This window comes from Virgibacillus byunsanensis, from assembly GCF_042675965.1.
In the GTDB taxonomy this organism is placed as follows: domain Bacteria; phylum Bacillota; class Bacilli; order Bacillales; family Amphibacillaceae; genus Virgibacillus_R; species Virgibacillus_R byunsanensis.
In genome coordinates this window covers 1-16,318 of sequence record NZ_JBHTKJ010000027.1, presented here as the reverse complement: position 1 = coordinate 16,318, position 16,318 = coordinate 1, and the positions used below count along the sequence as shown (strand labels likewise).

Sequence of the window (16,318 nt, the reverse complement as noted above, 5' to 3'; positions counted from 1 at the left end):
CTTATGAATAATTTCATTATTATTACTTATTGATTTCGTATTTAAAAATTTACTAACCCCCTTTATAATAAAATATGGTTTAAAGCTACCAGCATTATTGTCAGAATATTATTTATCAACCAATTATTTGACAAGGTATAGCGTAACTATATTGTCGAATCATACAACTAGAGAGGGGTTTCATATATGGACAAGCAAAGGAAGGGGCTTTTCCAACGGTTTTTGGATGGAATTGAGTCGTTAGGGAATAAATTGCCTCACCCGGTAACATTATTCGCAATTTTAGCATTATTAGTGGTTGCTCTTTCGGCTATTTTAGCTCCATTGGGGATTAGTGTAGACCATCCAGGAGAAGAAGGCGAAACCGTTGAAATTACTAATTTATTGAGTTCAGAGGGTATTCAATATATTTTCACAAGTATGACAGACAACTTTATTGGTTTCGCACCACTTGGAGTTGTGCTTGTAACAATGCTTGGTATAGGTGTTGCAGAACGTACAGGGCTAATTAGTGCTATGTTACGTGGCTTTGTATTATCGGTACCAAATCGTTTAATTACAGCAGGTTTAGTTTTTGCGGGTATTATGTCTAGTGTTGCTTCTGATGCTGGATATGTAGTCTTACCACCACTTGGTGCAGTTATATTTGCTGCCCTTGGACGACATCCATTAGCAGGACTGGCTGCAGCATTTGCCGGTGTGTCAGCAGGATTTAGTGCAAACCTATTTTTATCCGCAACAGATGCTATGCTAGGTGAGATGACTATAGCTGCTGCAGCGATTATTGATCCAGCATATGCGGATACCATGAACATTGCAATGAACTATTACTTTATAATCGTTTCTGTATTTGTGCTTACTTTTATTGGCGCATGGGTAACAGAACGTGTTGTTGAACCTCGTTTAGGTGAGTATAAAGGTGAATATCGTGAGAAGCTAGAAGGTCTTAAGGCTATTGAGAAAAAAGGACTTATCTGGGCAGGAGTTGCAGTTGGAGTTGCGGTAGCTTTAGTGGCATTACTAATTGTTCCTGAAAATGCGCCAATGCGTGGAGAAAACGGGGCGATTATTCAATCCCCATTCATGAGTTCACTAGTTCCAGTAATAACATTACTATTCTTTGTTCCCGGCCTCGTTTATGGGAAAGTAACGAAAAATATTCGAAATGACAAAGATGTTGCAAATCAGTTATCCGATACGATGGCTTCCATGGGAATGTTCATTGTGTTAGCATTTACAGCGGGTCAATTCGTAGCGTTTTTCGCAGAGACAAATATGGGATTAGTTCTAGGTGTTTATGGTGCTGAATTCCTACAAAGCATCAATCTCTCTGGAATTCCATTAATTTTGCTGTTTATCCTGATTGCGGCATTTATTAACTTATTCATTGGTAGTGCATCAGCCAAATGGGCTATGATGGCTCCTGTATTTGTACCGATTATGATGCAGTTGGGATATGCACCAGAGCTAACGCAAATGGCTTACCGTGTAGCTGACTCGACTACTAATATTATTACGCCATTAATGACATACTTTGCAATCATTATTGCGTTTGCTCAAAAGTATGACAAGAAGATGGGAATCGGAACGTTGATCTCTGTTATGTTCCCTTATACAATTTATTTCTTAGTTGGATGGACGGTAGTTCTAATCGTTTGGATGTTCTTAGGAATTGACTTAGGTCCTGGTTCACCGATCCTTTATAATAACTAATTAATGTTTTACTGAAATCCTTTTGCTTCTATTTTAGAAGTGAAAGGATTTTTTTAGCAGATAAGAAAGCATAAATCTTTCTTATCTGCATAAATGCAACTAAGGATTCCGCCATTAAGGCTTGCACTCCAGAGCATAAGGGCTTCTAAGAAAGCAAAGTACGCTTACTAAGAATTCCTTTAACGATAAGCCAAGTTTTCTAAGCACTGGCGATAGCCTGCACGGTTGATTCCGCGGTTTTATCCTGTAATTCCGTGATTTATATAATAATTCCGCGGTTTTGTTTGTTATTCCGCGATTGTGTACTCGAATTCCGTGCTTTCATGCATTTATTCCGCGTTTCTGTTAGTATAATTCCCGGTCGTAATATTCTTTTTCACCTGTGTATGGGTCATTTACGATGACATCTTCTTCAACTAGGCCTGTTATAATAACTGCATGATTATAGCGGTTCCATTCAATTTGGTTCCCTTTTTCGTCAATCCATCTCTTGCTATGGAAGGTTCTTTTTTATTTCTTGAACAAAAGGAGCGGTCACGCCCGGGTTTGTACTTTTGTTACGTATAAAACAATATATGCTTGTATATCCTAATTCTAATGTAATATTTTATTTTTACTTCATAGGTCATTTTTAGTATAGTTATAGTAGCAATAGTAGCAGAAAAATTAGCGGAAGTGGAGAAAGGGGTCTATTATATGATGCAGGAAACAACTATATTCAATGAAAAGATTGAAAAAGTGTTAGCAAATATAAATAAAGTAATGATTGGTAAGGAGGATGTGGCTACACTGAGTCTTGTTGCACTATTAGCACAAGGTCATGTGCTGCTTGAAGATGTACCTGGTGTTGGAAAAACAATGCTAGTTCGTACATTGGCCAAATCATTAGATTGTGATTTTAGAAGAATACAATTTACTCCAGATTTATTACCTTCTGATGTAACAGGTATATCTATCTATAATCCCAAAGAACTAGAATTTGAGTTTCGTGGCGGCCCAATACTTGGGAATATTGTTTTAGCCGACGAAATTAATCGTACCTCTCCAAAAACGCAATCATCCCTTCTAGAAGGAATGGAAGAAAAAAGTGTTACTGTTGACGGGAGCACAATTCCGCTAAAACAACCCTTCTTTGTTATGGCAACACAGAACCCAATTGAATATGAAGGAACTTATCCACTACCTGAAGCACAGCTTGATCGTTTCATTTTAAAGCTAAAGATGGGTTATCCAACGTATGAACAAGAATTGGAAATACTCGAACGAACATCAAAAGATCATCCAATTGAGCAAATCACTTCCGTCATCAACAAAGAAGAATTAATTTCCATTCAAGAAGCAGTTAAAGATGTGTATATTGACCAAAATGTGCAACGTTATATTATCAATCTAGTAACTGGAACCAGAAAGCATTCGGCAATCTACCTTGGAGTTAGTCCTCGTGGCTCGATATCTTTGATGAAAGCTGCAAAAGCGTATGCTTATATTCATGGTCGTGATTATGTATTGCCAGATGATGTTAAATATCTAGCACCTTATGTTCTCCCGCACCGGGTTATCTTAAATTCAGAGGCGAAATACGATGGGATGACCAGTGAACAAATTATAGTCTCTATTGTGAAAAACACGCATATTCCTATTCGAAAGGAATTTCGTTAATGACTGGAACAATGCGATTTTTAGGCAAGTTCATCTTCATTGTTTTTCTGTTTTTAGTTTTATTTTCTTTTGCGATGTTTCAAGGTGGCTTTGTTAGTTGGTTTCTATTTTATAGTTTTCTTCCCATTTTCCTATATCATTTAGGATTACTTTTATATCCCATTAGTAAGTGGGAGGTAACACGGCAGCTTTCGCATCACGTAATACGAGCGGGAGATAGTGTCAAAGTGACTGTTAAAATTAAAAGATCTATTCCATATCCTTTATACTATTGTATCTGTGAGGAAATTTTCCCCGATACGTTAAATAAAGTAGATAATCAGAAAGATAAGTTCCGCTATATGGGTCAACCAGAGAAGTTAAAGATAAATCGAAAAATAAAAAAAATCATATTCCCCGGATTCCGTCGTGATATTGAGATGCCTTATTATATAGAGCAGATAGCACGTGGGGAACATGTGTTACAGGCTATTCGAATTAAAACTGGAGATGTATTTGGATTCGTTAAAAAGGAGTATATATTTCCAGTTGAAGATCTTGTGGTGGCATACCCAGTTGAGCGCCCAGTAAAATTCACGGAACGGATTAGCAGTTTTGAACAAGGTCCGACTTCATCCTACAGCTTGAATTTAAAAAATACGAATGTGGCTACAGGTATTCGGGAATATATGCCTGGTGATAAATTCTCATGGATTGACTGGAAACAAACAGCGAAAAAAAATAGCATGATGACTAAAGAGTTCGAGCAAGAAAAAAGTACGGATATAATTCTAATTCTAAATGGCATTAATCACAAAGGTTTAAATGTATTAGCTTTTGAAGCAGCTGTTGAAATCACAGTTTCATTAATGGAAGTCATTCGTAAAAAATCATCACAAGTAGGCTTCTTATCTATTGGAGAAAAAACGGTATTCTTCCCACTTCATCATGACCCAACTAAAATGGAATGGATTCGCCAGCATTTAACACGAGTTCAGCCAAGTGGAGAATACTCTTTTCCGGTAAAATTAAAAGAAGAAGCAATGAAGATGTCTGGAGGCAACATCATAATTGTTATTACAACGAATATGGATGAAGCATTTAGACAATCTATTAAACAAGTTAAACAACGAACGAAGCAAGTTATCGTCATATTTATCCAATCCAATCGCTTAATTACTAAACATGAGCATACGATCGTGGAACAACTTCGATATGAAGGTGTTGTAATCAACGTGTTAACGGAACAACAATTAATTCAGAATACCATTGAGGTGAGTGTATCGTGAGCAAAAGAGTCATAGACAACAACAGAATACCTGCACTCTACACCTCCATTTTATATGTTTGTGCATTTCTTTTATTTTTGGAATGGTTATATCCTGTTCAACAAATTACAGAAACAAGTAATATCAATGTTTTTATTATATATACATTGTTTTGTTTCTTTATTTCTATGCTACAGATAAATTGGATTCTGTCTTTCTTGTTAAAAGGGTTTGGATTATTGTTCATCATAGATGGAATATTTTTCTCTCAGACATTTTTAAGCAGTCTCTGGTTTGAACAACTGTATATGGATCTGTCATTTAATCTTAACGCAATTATATTTCAGCAATGGTATGATTTAACACCGTTATTTCGCAGTATATTGTTCTTGTTATTAATCTGGTTAATGAGCTACTTATTATATTATTGGTTTGTCACGATGAAGCAGATTTTCCTTTTCGTTTTTCTTACGTTTATTTATATAGCTGTTTTAGACACGTTTACAATGTATGAAGCAGACATGTCGATAATTAGAACATTTATACTCTCATTTGTTGCCTTAGGAGTTACAAACTTTTTAAAGGAAATAACACGGGAATCGGTACGGTTTTCATGGATCAAGAAAACACCAGTTTGGGTGATGCCAATGATTTCTGTTGTGTTATTTTCATCCCTTGTAGGGTATGCATCTCCAAAATATGAAGCGCAATGGCCTGACCCTGTACCCTTTTTGACAAGTACAGCTGAAAATGCCGGGAGTTCCAGGGGTGGCGGATCTATCCAAAAAGTTGGTTACGGAGAAGATGATTCACGATTGGGTGGTTCATTTGTTCAGGATTATACGCCAGTATTTCAAGCTGCAGCCACAGAAGAGCATTATTGGCGGATTGAAACGAAGGATGTATACACCGGAAAAGGCTGGGAAACTTCATCTGACCCTGAATTTAGTCAACAATCTAATGGGGATATCTCACTTGATACTTTTTCTGGGAGTGTAGAAACCGAAGAATTAGAGACAATGATTGATTTCCAAGGAAATACGGAAATAAACAAATTGGTTTATCCGTATGGGATTGAGCACGTAAGTTCACCAGTGGAGGCTCAATACCAATTAGATGTACATTCAGAAGCTATTCACACCCAAATAGATAGTAATGATGCTAGTTTATCAAACTATACGATTACTTATGGAAATCCATCGTTTGAGATTAATGAATTACGACAAGCAGCAGAAAGGAATGAAGATCCCCAAGAAATAAAAGAAAGATACACGCAGCTACCATCTCAATTACCTGAACGTGTAAGTGAACTAGCTGAAGAAATAGTAGATTCAGAAGACAATCGTTATGACCAAGCACGTGCTGTCGAGGGGTATTTTGGTAGAAGTGGTTTTGCTTATCAAATAAGTAATGTACCTGTTCCGGGCTCAGGTGAAGACTATGTAGATCAATTTTTGTTCGACTCTCAAGCTGGATATTGTGACAACTATTCTACTTCCATGGTTGTTTTGCTGCGAACATTAGATATTCCTGCAAGATGGGCAAAAGGTTTTACCAGTGGAGAAGTAATTGGTGATGATGTTGGGGGAGCAGATAGCTCTTTTGATGTATATGAAGTAACGAATGCAAATGCACACTCATGGGTGGAAGTATATTTTCCAGAGGTAGGGTGGGTACCTTTTGAACCTACACAAGGCTTTTCGAATTTATCAGATTTTCATATGGACTTAGATAATAATGAACAAGACCCACTGGAACAGCCAGAAACAGAGGTTCCAGAAGAACAGCCAAATCTATCAGAAGAAGATGAAGATACAGATGCAGCAGCAGTTGCATCAGAAAACAATAACCCTAACGTCAACTGGTGGTTTGTAACATTTGGTATAGTAGCTTTGCTGATCTTACTATTGGTTCTATATAAAACACGTTTTCGCTGGAGTACACTGCTTGTAGCTATGAAATTCAGGAATAAGAGTGATGGAAAAACGTACCAGCAAGCATATCATCACTTATTAAAGCTTTTATCTTATAGAGGAATGCCAAAAGATACGGATCAGACTTTACGTGAGTATTCAAAACGAATTGATTTACGCTATCGTACTGATGCTATGAGTCATCTAACAAATTACTATGAGCGAATATTATATAAAAATGAAGTGGATGACAAAGAAGCCCAACAATTAACACAAATATGGAAAAATTTAATTAAAGAAATAATGGCTTGACCTTGTTATAGCTGATTAGTAAAATAGTAAGATATTGAATTCAAATTGAATAATGTTGCCGTTCGTATATCCTCGATAATATGGTTCGAAAGTTTCTACCGGAGCACCATAAATGCTCTGACTATGAAGGCAGAATATATCCGATAGATTTATGAATTTTCAACCTGGATTTCTGCCTTTTTGTAGCTATGTAAATTGTAGTATGCAAAAAGAAAGGAATTCAGGTTTTTTTTATGGACAAAATACAAATTGGAGTTGTTAATTAAGTTTAACCTACTCACAAAGATAAACAGTTAGGAGCATAAATATGGATACCAATGAAATGATTTTAGTGTTAGATTTCGGAAGCCAATACAATCAATTAATCACCAGACGTATACGCGAGCAGGGGGTCTATAGTGAACTGCATTCACATAAGCTCACCGCCGAGGAGATCAAGCGCATGAATCCAAAAGGTATTATTTTATCTGGAGGTCCACATAGCGTATATGACGAAAATAGTTTTAGTTGTGATAAAGAGATATTTGAGCTCGACATTCCTATTTTAGGTATCTGCTATGGTATGCAACTAATGGCTCTTCATTATGGAGGGCACGTTGCTAAAGCAAAAAATCGGGAATATGGTAAAGCGTTAATTGACCTTAACGATGATACACTATTATTTAAAGACACACCAGAACATCAAACCGTTTGGATGAGTCACGGGGATAAAGTATTGGAGATGCCATCTTCCTTTCAAATTGATGCAACAAGTCCATCTACTCCAATTGCTGCAATGAGTGATACTACGCGTAATCTTTACGGTGTTCAATTTCATCCTGAAGTACGCCATTCTGAATATGGTAATCACATCTTGAAGCAATTTGTTTATGACGCGTGTCATTGTGTGGGTGAATGGACGATTGAGAACTTCATCGATATGGAAGTTGAAAAAATTCAAGAACAAGTAGGCAATCGTAATGTATTGTGTGCACTTAGTGGTGGAGTAGATTCATCTGTTGTAGCAGCATTAATTCACAAAGCAATTGGTGATCAGCTGACATGTATTTTTGTTGATCATGGTTTACTTCGAAAAAATGAGGCAAGTGAAGTGATGGATGTTTTTGCTGATGACATGCAAATGAATATACTAAAGATTGACGCCCAGGAGCGTTTTTTGTCGAAGTTAAAAGGAGTTAGCGATCCGGAAAAGAAACGCAAGATTATTGGAAATGAGTTCATCTATGTATTTGATGACGAAGCTGCTAAATTAACGGATATTGACTTTCTTGCTCAAGGAACACTTTATACAGACATCATCGAAAGCGGAACGGAAACTGCCCAAACGATAAAGTCACATCATAATGTTGGTGGACTTCCTGAAAACATGCAGTTTGAACTAATTGAACCTTTAAATGCTCTGTTTAAAGATGAAGTTAGGGAACTTGGTACTCAATTAGGTCTTCCAGATCGAATTGTGTGGCGTCAGCCTTTCCCAGGACCAGGACTTGCAATTCGTGTGCTAGGTGAAGTAACGGAAGAAAAGTTGACCATTGTTCGAGAATCAGATTCGGTCTTACGTGAGGAAATAGCGAAAGCGGGTTTGGATCGTGATATTTGGCAATATTTTACCGTTTTACCTGATATTCGAAGTGTTGGTGTAATGGGAGATGCGCGCACATATGATTATACAATCGGGATACGAGCAGTTACGTCGATTGATGGCATGACTTCAGATTGGGCACGGATTCCATGGGACGTGTTAGAAAAAATATCAACTAGAATCGTTAACGATGTTCAGCATATAAATCGTGTTGTATATGATATTACAAGTAAACCACCTGCAACAATTGAGTGGGAATAAAACGAACATTAAATTACTATAGTTTATTAATCGTTCGTATTTTGTTGACAAAAATAGAGTATGATAGTATTGTATTTATAGAAATTCATGAATAACTAAATAATCATTTGCGTATAATTAAGAGAATAAGGCTCAGGGTTTCTACCAGGCTACCGTAAATGGCCTGACTACGCAGGTTTAAGTAAAGTTAAAGATAGCACATTTACTATAAAGTAGATGCCCTATTCTCTTTTTTATTACTCTTCCTGCATAGAAGGTAGCACTCTTGGTTCTAGATCAAGAGTGTTTTTAATATATAAGAAATAGAAGGAGGAGAGGTAATGAAAAATTATTTTCGTTTTGAAGAATTAGGGACAAATTATAAAAGGGAATTCATGGCAGGGTTAACCACGTTCTTAGCAATGGCATATATATTATTTGTGAATCCTGCAACTCTAGCGCTGGTAGGAATTGAGGAACTTCCAGACGGAGTGACTCGAATCGATCAAGGTGCTGTATTTACTGCAACTGCAATCGCAGCAGCAATTGGTACTTTAGTTATGGGGGTTCTCGCGAAGTATCCGATTGCCCTTGCTCCAGGTATGGGTTTGAACGCGTTTTTTGCTTATACCGTTGTACTAGGGTATGGTATTCCATGGGAAACAGCATTAGCTGGCGTATTAGCATCTGGACTTATTTTTATTGTTTTAACGTTAACCGGTTTACGCCAAAAAATAATTAATGCAATTCCCGCTAATTTAAAATTGGCAGTTGGAGCAGGTATTGGTTTATTTATCGCTTTTATTGGTTTCCAAAATGCAGGGATTATCATTGGTAATGAAGCGACAATGGTAGCAATTGGTGATTTAACATCTCCAACCGTGTTATTAGCAATTTTTGGGATTGTTATTTCTGTTATTTTACTAAGCCTTAATTTAAAAGGCGGAATTTTTTACGGGATGATTATAACAGCAGTTCTAGGTATAATTGTTGGATTAATTGATCCACCTGCAGGACTTGGTGGCATTGTAGGAGAAGTTCCAAGTCTTTCACCTACATTTGGTCAAGCAATCTTACACTTTGGTGATATTTTCACGATAGAAATGCTCGTTGTTATACTGACATTTTTATTCGTTGATTTCTTTGATACAGCAGGAACGTTGGTTGCAGTTGCAACGCAGGCTGGATTGATGAAGGATAATAAATTACCACGTGCTGGTAAAGCGTTGTTTGCTGATTCTACAGCAACCGTAGCAGGTTCAATTGTAGGTACATCAACAACGACATCTTATATTGAATCAACCGCTGGTGTTGCAGCTGGTGGGCGTTCTGGATTTACAGCAGTTGTTACAGCAGGATTCTTTCTTCTAGCATTATTTTTCTCGCCATTATTAAGTATTGTAACAGCAGAAGTGACAGCCCCAGCATTAATTATCGTAGGTGTGTTAATGTCATCAACATTGAAAAATATTGACTGGGATAAATTTGAGATTGCAGTTCCGGCATTCTTAACCATTATTATGATGCCATTAACGTATAGTATTGCCACAGGTATTGCAATTGGATTTATCTTTTATCCCATCACCATGATTTTAAAAGGACGCATAAAAGAAATTAATCCGATTATGTACTTCTTGTTTGTAATATTTATCTTGTATTTCATTTTCTTAAGTTAGAATTGAATAGGAGTAAAAAGGCTAGTGCAGAAAATTGCACTAGCCTTTTTTTGGTAGATAAGAAAGTATAAAACTTTTCTTATCTACATAAGTTCAACTAAGGCTTTCGCCATTAAGGCTTGGCGATAAGCCAAGTTTTCTAAAAAGTATATAACTTGGAAGTTTTGTACATTTATCTACATAGCAACTAAGGCTTGAATGATAAGCCCAAGTTTTCTTTACACCGTTGAATATCAGAGTGTTCCTGAGGAAATACGTAGATTGGTGAAGCATGCTGAGGAGAAAGTTGAACCATTTTTAACAGAAGATGAATGGAACTATCCCTCAACACAATCGAGCTCATATAAATTAACCGCGTACTTTTTCCTTTCCATATGGAAGTACGTGATAGATCGTCATACTAATTGTACCGAGTAATGCAAAACAACCCATAACAAAGTAAAGTACCCCACCACCAAATGAATCAATCAAAGCTCCACCCATTAATGATCCGACGATACCTGATATTCCAAAGAATGTCGCAAAAAATACAAGGTGGCCTGTTGCTTGTAATAATTTTGGTATCAACCGCGTCACATAATCAAATGCTGCTAGATAAAATACACCAAAGGTTAACCCATGCAAACCTTGAAGTGCAATTATATACATAGGATCCTCCACTGAGGAGTATATAAACCAGCGGATACTATACAATATCCCAGCAATGATTATAAATACTAAAGAATGAAATTTCCTGAACCAAAATCCTGCAAACGCAAATACCGCGGCTTCACTTGCTACGCCAACAAACCATGCCAGTCCAACTAATCTTTCACTACCACCAAGTTGTGTAATATATAACCCCATAAAACTATCATTTGTACGGTGCGAAATCGTTATGAATAAAATAAATAGTAAAAAGATAATAAATGGTTTATTTTTAACCAATACACTAACATCTCTTAATTTAATTGGCTCTGAATCAACTTTCACATCAGTTAGTCGGAAAATAACTAGTAATGCGATTGTGCCAAAAAGTAAATAAGGCCAGATCATAAATTGAATGCCAAATTTATCAAGGATCTCACCTACAATAAGCGATGAGGTAGCAAAACCAATTGACCCCCATGTTCGAATTGTCCCGAAGGATACACGTAAATCGTCTGCACGTCGCTGAGCCAAACTGTCACTTAGTGCTCCAATTGGCGATGTGAAAAAGTAGAAAACAGCTCCCATTAACAGAATGGCAATAAGTGTGTTCATTTGAAAAAATAAAACACTACTGATTAAAAGTCCTACGATACAAATTAATAACATACGTTTTACGGTTTTATATTTATCACTCATATAACCCCAAAATGGCTGTGCAAAAATGGAAGCAAGCGGTCCGATTGCAAGTACCCATCCTATTTCAGTACCGTTTAACCCTTTATACTCTAAATACAAAGGTAGGAAACTAATGATAATGGTGTTTGTAGCATGAAAACTGAATAAAAGCATTTTCAGTGGTACTAAAGATTCACTATTTGACAAAATAATCGACGCCCCTAACTACCATAAAACTCTCTAAAAAATGATTATACTACTTTGCATGACAAAACGGAAACCGATATACTTGGTAAAGATATATGGGATTATTCTAATAAATCAGTTAAGGGAGAGTCTGGTGAAGAAAGTCTTGTTGGTACTACTTATCAGTTTAATTATCTTGGTTGGATGGAGTGGGAATGGCGAAATAAAGCAATCTATTGTGTTTGGGAAGGAATATAAAGAAGCGACGTATACTATTAACTATAAGGACTTACCAGATAGCTCGGATGCGAGAGAAGTCTATATCCGAACCAAAGCAGAACCATTCCTCGCGCAAGAAGAATTAGAAGATGATAGTTTATATAGGTAGATAAGAAAGTATAAAACTTTCTTATCTGCATAAGTGCAACTAGGTCATTTCGCCATAAAGGATTGCACTCCAAAGCATAAGGGCTTCTAAGAAAGCAAAGTACGCTTACCAAGAATCCCTTTAACGAATGCCAAGTTTTCTAATTACTTCCAAGTTTCTACTATAAATTCATCGCGTCCGGATTTTTTGCGGTCTTCTTGGTAAGCTTTTTCATTTTTTTTATAATATTCTTGATGATATTCTTCTGCAGGATAAAATGTATCAGCCTGTAACACTTGAGTGACAACCGGCTTTGAAAATTTTCCGCTATTATCCAACTTTTGCTTTGATGTTTCTGCCAACGACTTTTGCTTATGATCATGATAAAAAATAGCAGTTCGATAGGAGTTACCACGGTCTTGGAACTGGCCTCCATCATCTGTTGGGTCAATTTGACGCCAGTATAAATCTACTATAATTTCGTAAGATATGATACTCGGGTCATACGTAATCTCAACTGCTTCATAATGGCCTGTGTTACCTGTTTTCACTTCTTCATATGTAGGGTTTTCTAGGTGTCCACCCGTATAACCTGAAACTACACGGATAACCCCGTCCCACTGATCGAATGGTTTTACCATACACCAGAAGCACCCGCCCGCAAATGTTGCTTTTTTATAGTTTGTAGTCATAATTCATCCTCCAGTTGCTGGTGAAATAATGATTTTTCAAGTAGAATTAAAGATAGATATTTTATTACTATACCATATTATAGAATGCAGGTGAAACAATGAACGAACCATATGTACATAAAATTCTTACGGGGAAAGTACAACAGATCGGAAGTTCAAATGGAGCAAGTCATATGGACAAGCGTTGGGAAAGTGGTATGTTTAAACGGGAGGTCAATGGAAAGGTCTGGCTAGGTAAGTCTGGACTTGCAGAAGATGAGGTTGCCGATAAAAAGAACCATGGTGGTCCCGAGAAAGCCGTATTTGCATATCCGATAAAACATTATACATACTGGAAAGACGATCTGCATTCAGACTTTGTCGACATAGGAGCTATGGGTGAAAACTTTGCAGTGCTTGAAATGGATGAGTTCTCAGTTTGCATTGGTGACACCTACAAGCTTGGAGAGGCAATTGTTCAAGTTTCCCAACCGCGTCAACCGTGCTGGAAACCAGCACGTCGTTTCCGTGTGATGGACTTTGCCTTACGAATTCAACACAGTGGACGCACAGGCTGGTACTTCCGTGTGTTGCAAGAAGCACATATTAAAGCTGGTTCTGACATGCAATTGATAGAACGACCATATCCAGAGTGGTCTATCGCCGCATGCAATGAAGTCATGCACATAGACAAAGAAGATCTACGTCGTTCAGACGATCTTGCTTCATGTCACTTATTAGCTGATAGTTGGAAGCGTACATTACATAAACGGTTACGTGGTCAGGAATCTAATGTGGAAAAGCGGGTATTTGGACCAAATAAATAATCTTTTTCAGTCTTATTGCCACCTTCTCATAAGTACAATCGATTGTAGTTGTAGAAAGGTGGCATTACGTTTGTGAAATTTAATCATCTTCCAACATTCGTACGTTTACTTTATTTCTTTTACTGGTTTCTGATATCAAACGATGAAGTTGAATGAAAACAAGCCCGTTTCTATAGGTTGCCTTAATTTTATCGGCCCTAACTGGAAAAGGTAAGGTAATGCTTCTTTCAAAAGCACCCTGTAAAATTTCTTCCTTAATTACTGTACCACCTATGTGACTAATATCTATTACACCTTTAAGTTCGAGAGTGGCATAATCGACGTAGATATCGAGCTTATTAATATCATCTAATCCGGGAACATTTACAATGCAAAAAAGTTCATGGTCAGATTGATATATGTTTAGTTGTGGAATAGTGGGTTTAATAATTCCTTCAAATTCATTCCAAAAGTTATCGCCCATAAAATGATCCATGTTTTTCTTCCAATCACCCATTTGTTTAAATGGATCCATCATAACACCCCATTTGTTATATATAGAATATGAAATACTATATGCGCTATAACTATTATAGGTGATTTCATCATTTTTCTAGAGATAGAAAAACTTATCTACTGTATAAAGCCAAGTTTTAAAAAAGTGTACATGCTATCCAAATAGTTTCATAAGAATTAAAAATAAGGTATTCTTAAAAGATAGGATATGTAGGAGGGTTTGTTTTGCTTAGTAACGCATTCATAATGGTCGCAATCATTCTTTTGATAAATATTGTATATGTATCTCTATCTACAGTGCGTATGATCTTAACTCTAAAAGGACGACGATATATAGCTGCAACTGTCAGTATGTTTGAAGTTGTTATTTACGTAGTAGGTCTTGGATTAGTACTGGATAATCTAGATCAAATACAGAATCTGGTGGCATATGCTGTAGGGTTCGGTACTGGAGTGGTAATTGGTACGAAAATTGAAGAGAAACTTGCATTGGGATATATAACTGTGAATGTTATTTCTTCCAATCCAGATATCGAATTTACTCGTAAATTGCGTGATAAAGGTTATGGTGTAACAAGCTGGTTTGCCTATGGTATGGAAGGTGATCGTTTGGCGATGCAAATTCTAACACCTAGAAAATATGAGTTAAAACTTTATGAGACACTAAAAATAATTGATCCAAAGGCATTCATTATCTCATATGAACCGAAGCAAATTAATGGAGGGTTCTGGGTCAAGCAAGTTCGTAGAGGGAAATTATTTAATCATAAGAATAGCAATGAGGCTACGGCAAAGACAACAGCACAGCAGTCTAAAGCCCAAGCGAAAGTAGAACCAACTATTTCGGATTTTAACAGGGAACAGGATAAAAATGAATAGATCTTCTTCTAAATGATCTATTCATTTTTTGTTAAACAGGAGATTATCATATAGAATGAAGAGAAAAAGAAGTTATATTTTTAATTAACGGAAGATTCCATCAATAAAAAGGGAGGATGAAGAAATGAGTACTATTCCAATAACCCAAAGTCAGCTGAGGCCACCGCCTATTAAAGAACAGTTTGTTCGACGCAGTAAATTAAATAAAAAATTAATACATATACCAAAATATCCTCTAACATTATTATATGCTGGTGCAGGTTATGGAAAAAGTACTGCTTTATCCTTGTTTGCCCATGATTTGAATACAGATATATGTTGGTATACGCTTTCACAAAATGATGATGACATTCTCCCCTTTTTAACAAAATTAATTCAATCTATTAAACAAAATCATTCCTTTTTTGGGAACAAAATTCAAGAAGAGTTGGAGGAACTGGATAACTATATAACAATAGAGAAAGTCTATTCACTTGCATCTTCTTTTATTAATGAGATTATGTCGCTAGAGGAATCAGTTATTTTGATTTTAGATGATTTTCACCATGTTAAACATTCCACCGAAATTGAAAAATGGATGTTATTTGTATTACAACATATTCCTTCTAATTTGCATATGGTTGTATCTAGTAGGAATAGGCCTGAATGGGATGTAATGTCTAAATATAAAATAAAAGGAGATTTATTGGAAATAACACAAAGAGACTTAACTTTATCCCCTGCTGAAATGAATTTCATTTTAGAAGATATGCATCAGTTAAACATGAGTGACGAGGATGTAGCTAAAATTCATACACTTACAGAGGGATGGACGATAGCGTTTAATATGCTAGTACAACAATTACATACGGAGACTTCAGTTGAAACAATATTTCTGAATCGTCAGAAGTCTTTAGAGGATTTGTTCGACTACTTGGCTCATGAAGTTCTATCAAAGCAATCTCTAATCATTCAACAATTCTTAATGCAGTCCAGTATTATGGAAGTATTATCACCCGAGGTTTGTGACCATGTATTGCAAATTAATGGCTCAGAGGAGATACTCGCAGGCCTCGTTAAACAGAATTTGTTTATTGAAGAAGGGGAAGGGAATTATTATCGCTATCATGCTTTATTCAAAGCGTTTTTAGAAAACCTTTTATTATTAAAACATGAAAACGAATACAATACATTGCATATGGTTTGTGTCAAGTTTTTCTCGGTACCCTTATAACACCAGTATATCTGGCACTCTATTTTTGTACGC

The 16,318-nt window shown here is 36.4% G+C and carries 13 protein-coding genes and 2 riboswitches; of the genes, 10 read left to right on the top strand and 3 right to left on the bottom strand.

Annotation, left to right across the window (positions count from 1 at the left end; genetic code table 11):
* The first annotated feature begins 186 nt into the window (after nt 1–186).
* From ACFQ3N_RS10970 to ACFQ3N_RS10945, 6 genes are all read left to right on the top strand, one after another.
* A complete protein-coding gene (locus tag ACFQ3N_RS10970; protein ID WP_390362337.1) occupies nt 187–1,713 on the top strand; it encodes an AbgT family transporter in 1,527 nt (508 codons plus the stop codon).
* Nucleotides 1,714–2,409: 696 nt separating this feature from the next.
* Nucleotides 2,410–3,372: an AAA family ATPase gene (locus tag ACFQ3N_RS10965; RefSeq protein WP_390362335.1), complete on the top strand. Its 963-nt coding sequence runs from the start codon at nt 2,410–2,412 to the stop codon at nt 3,370–3,372.
* 227 nt (nt 3,373–3,599) lie between these two features.
* Complete coding sequence (locus tag ACFQ3N_RS10960; RefSeq protein WP_390362333.1) at nt 3,600–4,640, top strand: DUF58 domain-containing protein; 1,041 nt, start codon at nt 3,600–3,602, stop codon at nt 4,638–4,640.
* Nucleotides 4,637–6,844: a DUF4129 domain-containing transglutaminase family protein gene (locus ACFQ3N_RS10955; RefSeq protein ID WP_390362331.1), complete on the top strand. Its 2,208-nt coding sequence runs from the start codon at nt 4,637–4,639 to the stop codon at nt 6,842–6,844. The genes ACFQ3N_RS10960 and ACFQ3N_RS10955 overlap by 4 nt, the downstream gene beginning before the upstream one ends.
* A gap of 42 nt (nt 6,845–6,886) precedes the next feature.
* Nucleotides 6,887–6,988: riboswitch (purine riboswitch) on the top strand.
* 163 nt (nt 6,989–7,151) lie between these two features.
* Entirely contained in the window at nt 7,152–8,687 is a 1,536-nt protein-coding gene (gene guaA / locus ACFQ3N_RS10950) for a glutamine-hydrolyzing GMP synthase (RefSeq protein WP_390362329.1), read from the top strand.
* 89 nt (nt 8,688–8,776) lie between these two features.
* A riboswitch (purine riboswitch) is annotated at nt 8,777–8,877 on the top strand.
* A gap of 130 nt (nt 8,878–9,007) precedes the next feature.
* On the top strand, nt 9,008–10,342 hold the full coding sequence (locus ACFQ3N_RS10945; RefSeq protein ID WP_390362327.1) for an NCS2 family permease: 1,335 nt from the start codon (nt 9,008–9,010) through the stop codon (nt 10,340–10,342).
* Nucleotides 10,343–10,690: 348 nt separating this feature from the next.
* On the opposite strand, the gene ACFQ3N_RS10940 is transcribed toward ACFQ3N_RS10945, so the two are convergent.
* Nucleotides 10,691–11,854, bottom strand: a complete 1,164-nt coding sequence (locus ACFQ3N_RS10940; RefSeq protein WP_390362325.1) for an MFS transporter — start codon at nt 11,852–11,854, stop codon at nt 10,691–10,693.
* Between the two features lie 82 nt (nt 11,855–11,936).
* Between ACFQ3N_RS10940 and ACFQ3N_RS10935 the strand changes: the two genes are divergently transcribed.
* Nucleotides 11,937–12,221, top strand: a complete 285-nt coding sequence (locus ACFQ3N_RS10935; RefSeq protein WP_390362323.1) for a hypothetical protein — start codon at nt 11,937–11,939, stop codon at nt 12,219–12,221.
* Between the two features lie 143 nt (nt 12,222–12,364).
* Here ACFQ3N_RS10935 and msrA read toward each other — a convergent pair whose 3' ends face one another.
* Nucleotides 12,365–12,892, bottom strand: coding sequence for a peptide-methionine (S)-S-oxide reductase MsrA (gene msrA, locus ACFQ3N_RS10930; protein ID WP_390362321.1), 528 nt, complete (start codon nt 12,890–12,892; stop codon nt 12,365–12,367).
* A gap of 98 nt (nt 12,893–12,990) precedes the next feature.
* On the opposite strand from msrA, the gene ACFQ3N_RS10925 reads away from it, so the two are divergent.
* Nucleotides 12,991–13,698 carry an MOSC domain-containing protein gene (locus tag ACFQ3N_RS10925; RefSeq protein WP_390362319.1) on the top strand — a complete coding sequence of 236 codons (708 nt, stop codon included), beginning with the start codon at nt 12,991–12,993 and terminating at the stop codon, nt 13,696–13,698.
* A gap of 79 nt (nt 13,699–13,777) precedes the next feature.
* Here the strand turns inward: ACFQ3N_RS10925 and ACFQ3N_RS10920 are convergent, their stop codons facing one another.
* Nucleotides 13,778–14,212, bottom strand: coding sequence for an Hsp20/alpha crystallin family protein (locus ACFQ3N_RS10920; RefSeq protein ID WP_390362317.1), 435 nt, complete (start codon nt 14,210–14,212; stop codon nt 13,778–13,780).
* 206 nt (nt 14,213–14,418) lie between these two features.
* Here ACFQ3N_RS10920 and ACFQ3N_RS10915 point away from each other — a divergent pair, with 206 nt between their 5' ends.
* Complete coding sequence (locus ACFQ3N_RS10915) at nt 14,419–15,072, top strand: DUF2179 domain-containing protein (RefSeq protein ID WP_390362315.1); 654 nt, start codon at nt 14,419–14,421, stop codon at nt 15,070–15,072.
* Between the two features lie 124 nt (nt 15,073–15,196).
* The gene (locus tag ACFQ3N_RS10910) at nt 15,197–16,285 is read left to right on the top strand and encodes a hypothetical protein (RefSeq protein ID WP_390362313.1); all 1,089 of its coding nucleotides are present in this window, start codon (nt 15,197–15,199) and stop codon (nt 16,283–16,285) included.
* Nucleotides 16,286–16,318 lie beyond the last annotated feature (33 nt).

Excerpts from the sequence above, each read along its gene's own strand:
- ACFQ3N_RS10910 (WP_390362313.1), top strand. The coding sequence starts at position 15,197 with ATGAGTACTATTCCAATAACCCAAAGTCAGCTGAGGCCACCGCCTATT.
- ACFQ3N_RS10965 (WP_390362335.1), top strand. The coding sequence starts at position 2,410 with ATGATGCAGGAAACAACTATATTCAATGAAAAGATTGAAAAAGTGTTA.
- msrA (WP_390362321.1), bottom strand. The coding sequence starts at position 12,892 with ATGACTACAAACTATAAAAAAGCAACATTTGCGGGCGGGTGCTTCTGG.
- ACFQ3N_RS10920 (WP_390362317.1), bottom strand. The coding sequence starts at position 14,212 with ATGGATCCATTTAAACAAATGGGTGATTGGAAGAAAAACATGGATCAT.
- ACFQ3N_RS10945 (WP_390362327.1), top strand. The coding sequence starts at position 9,008 with ATGAAAAATTATTTTCGTTTTGAAGAATTAGGGACAAATTATAAAAGG.
- ACFQ3N_RS10970 (WP_390362337.1), top strand. The coding sequence starts at position 187 with ATGGACAAGCAAAGGAAGGGGCTTTTCCAACGGTTTTTGGATGGAATT.
- guaA (WP_390362329.1), top strand. The coding sequence starts at position 7,152 with ATGGATACCAATGAAATGATTTTAGTGTTAGATTTCGGAAGCCAATAC.
- ACFQ3N_RS10925 (WP_390362319.1), top strand. The coding sequence starts at position 12,991 with ATGAACGAACCATATGTACATAAAATTCTTACGGGGAAAGTACAACAG.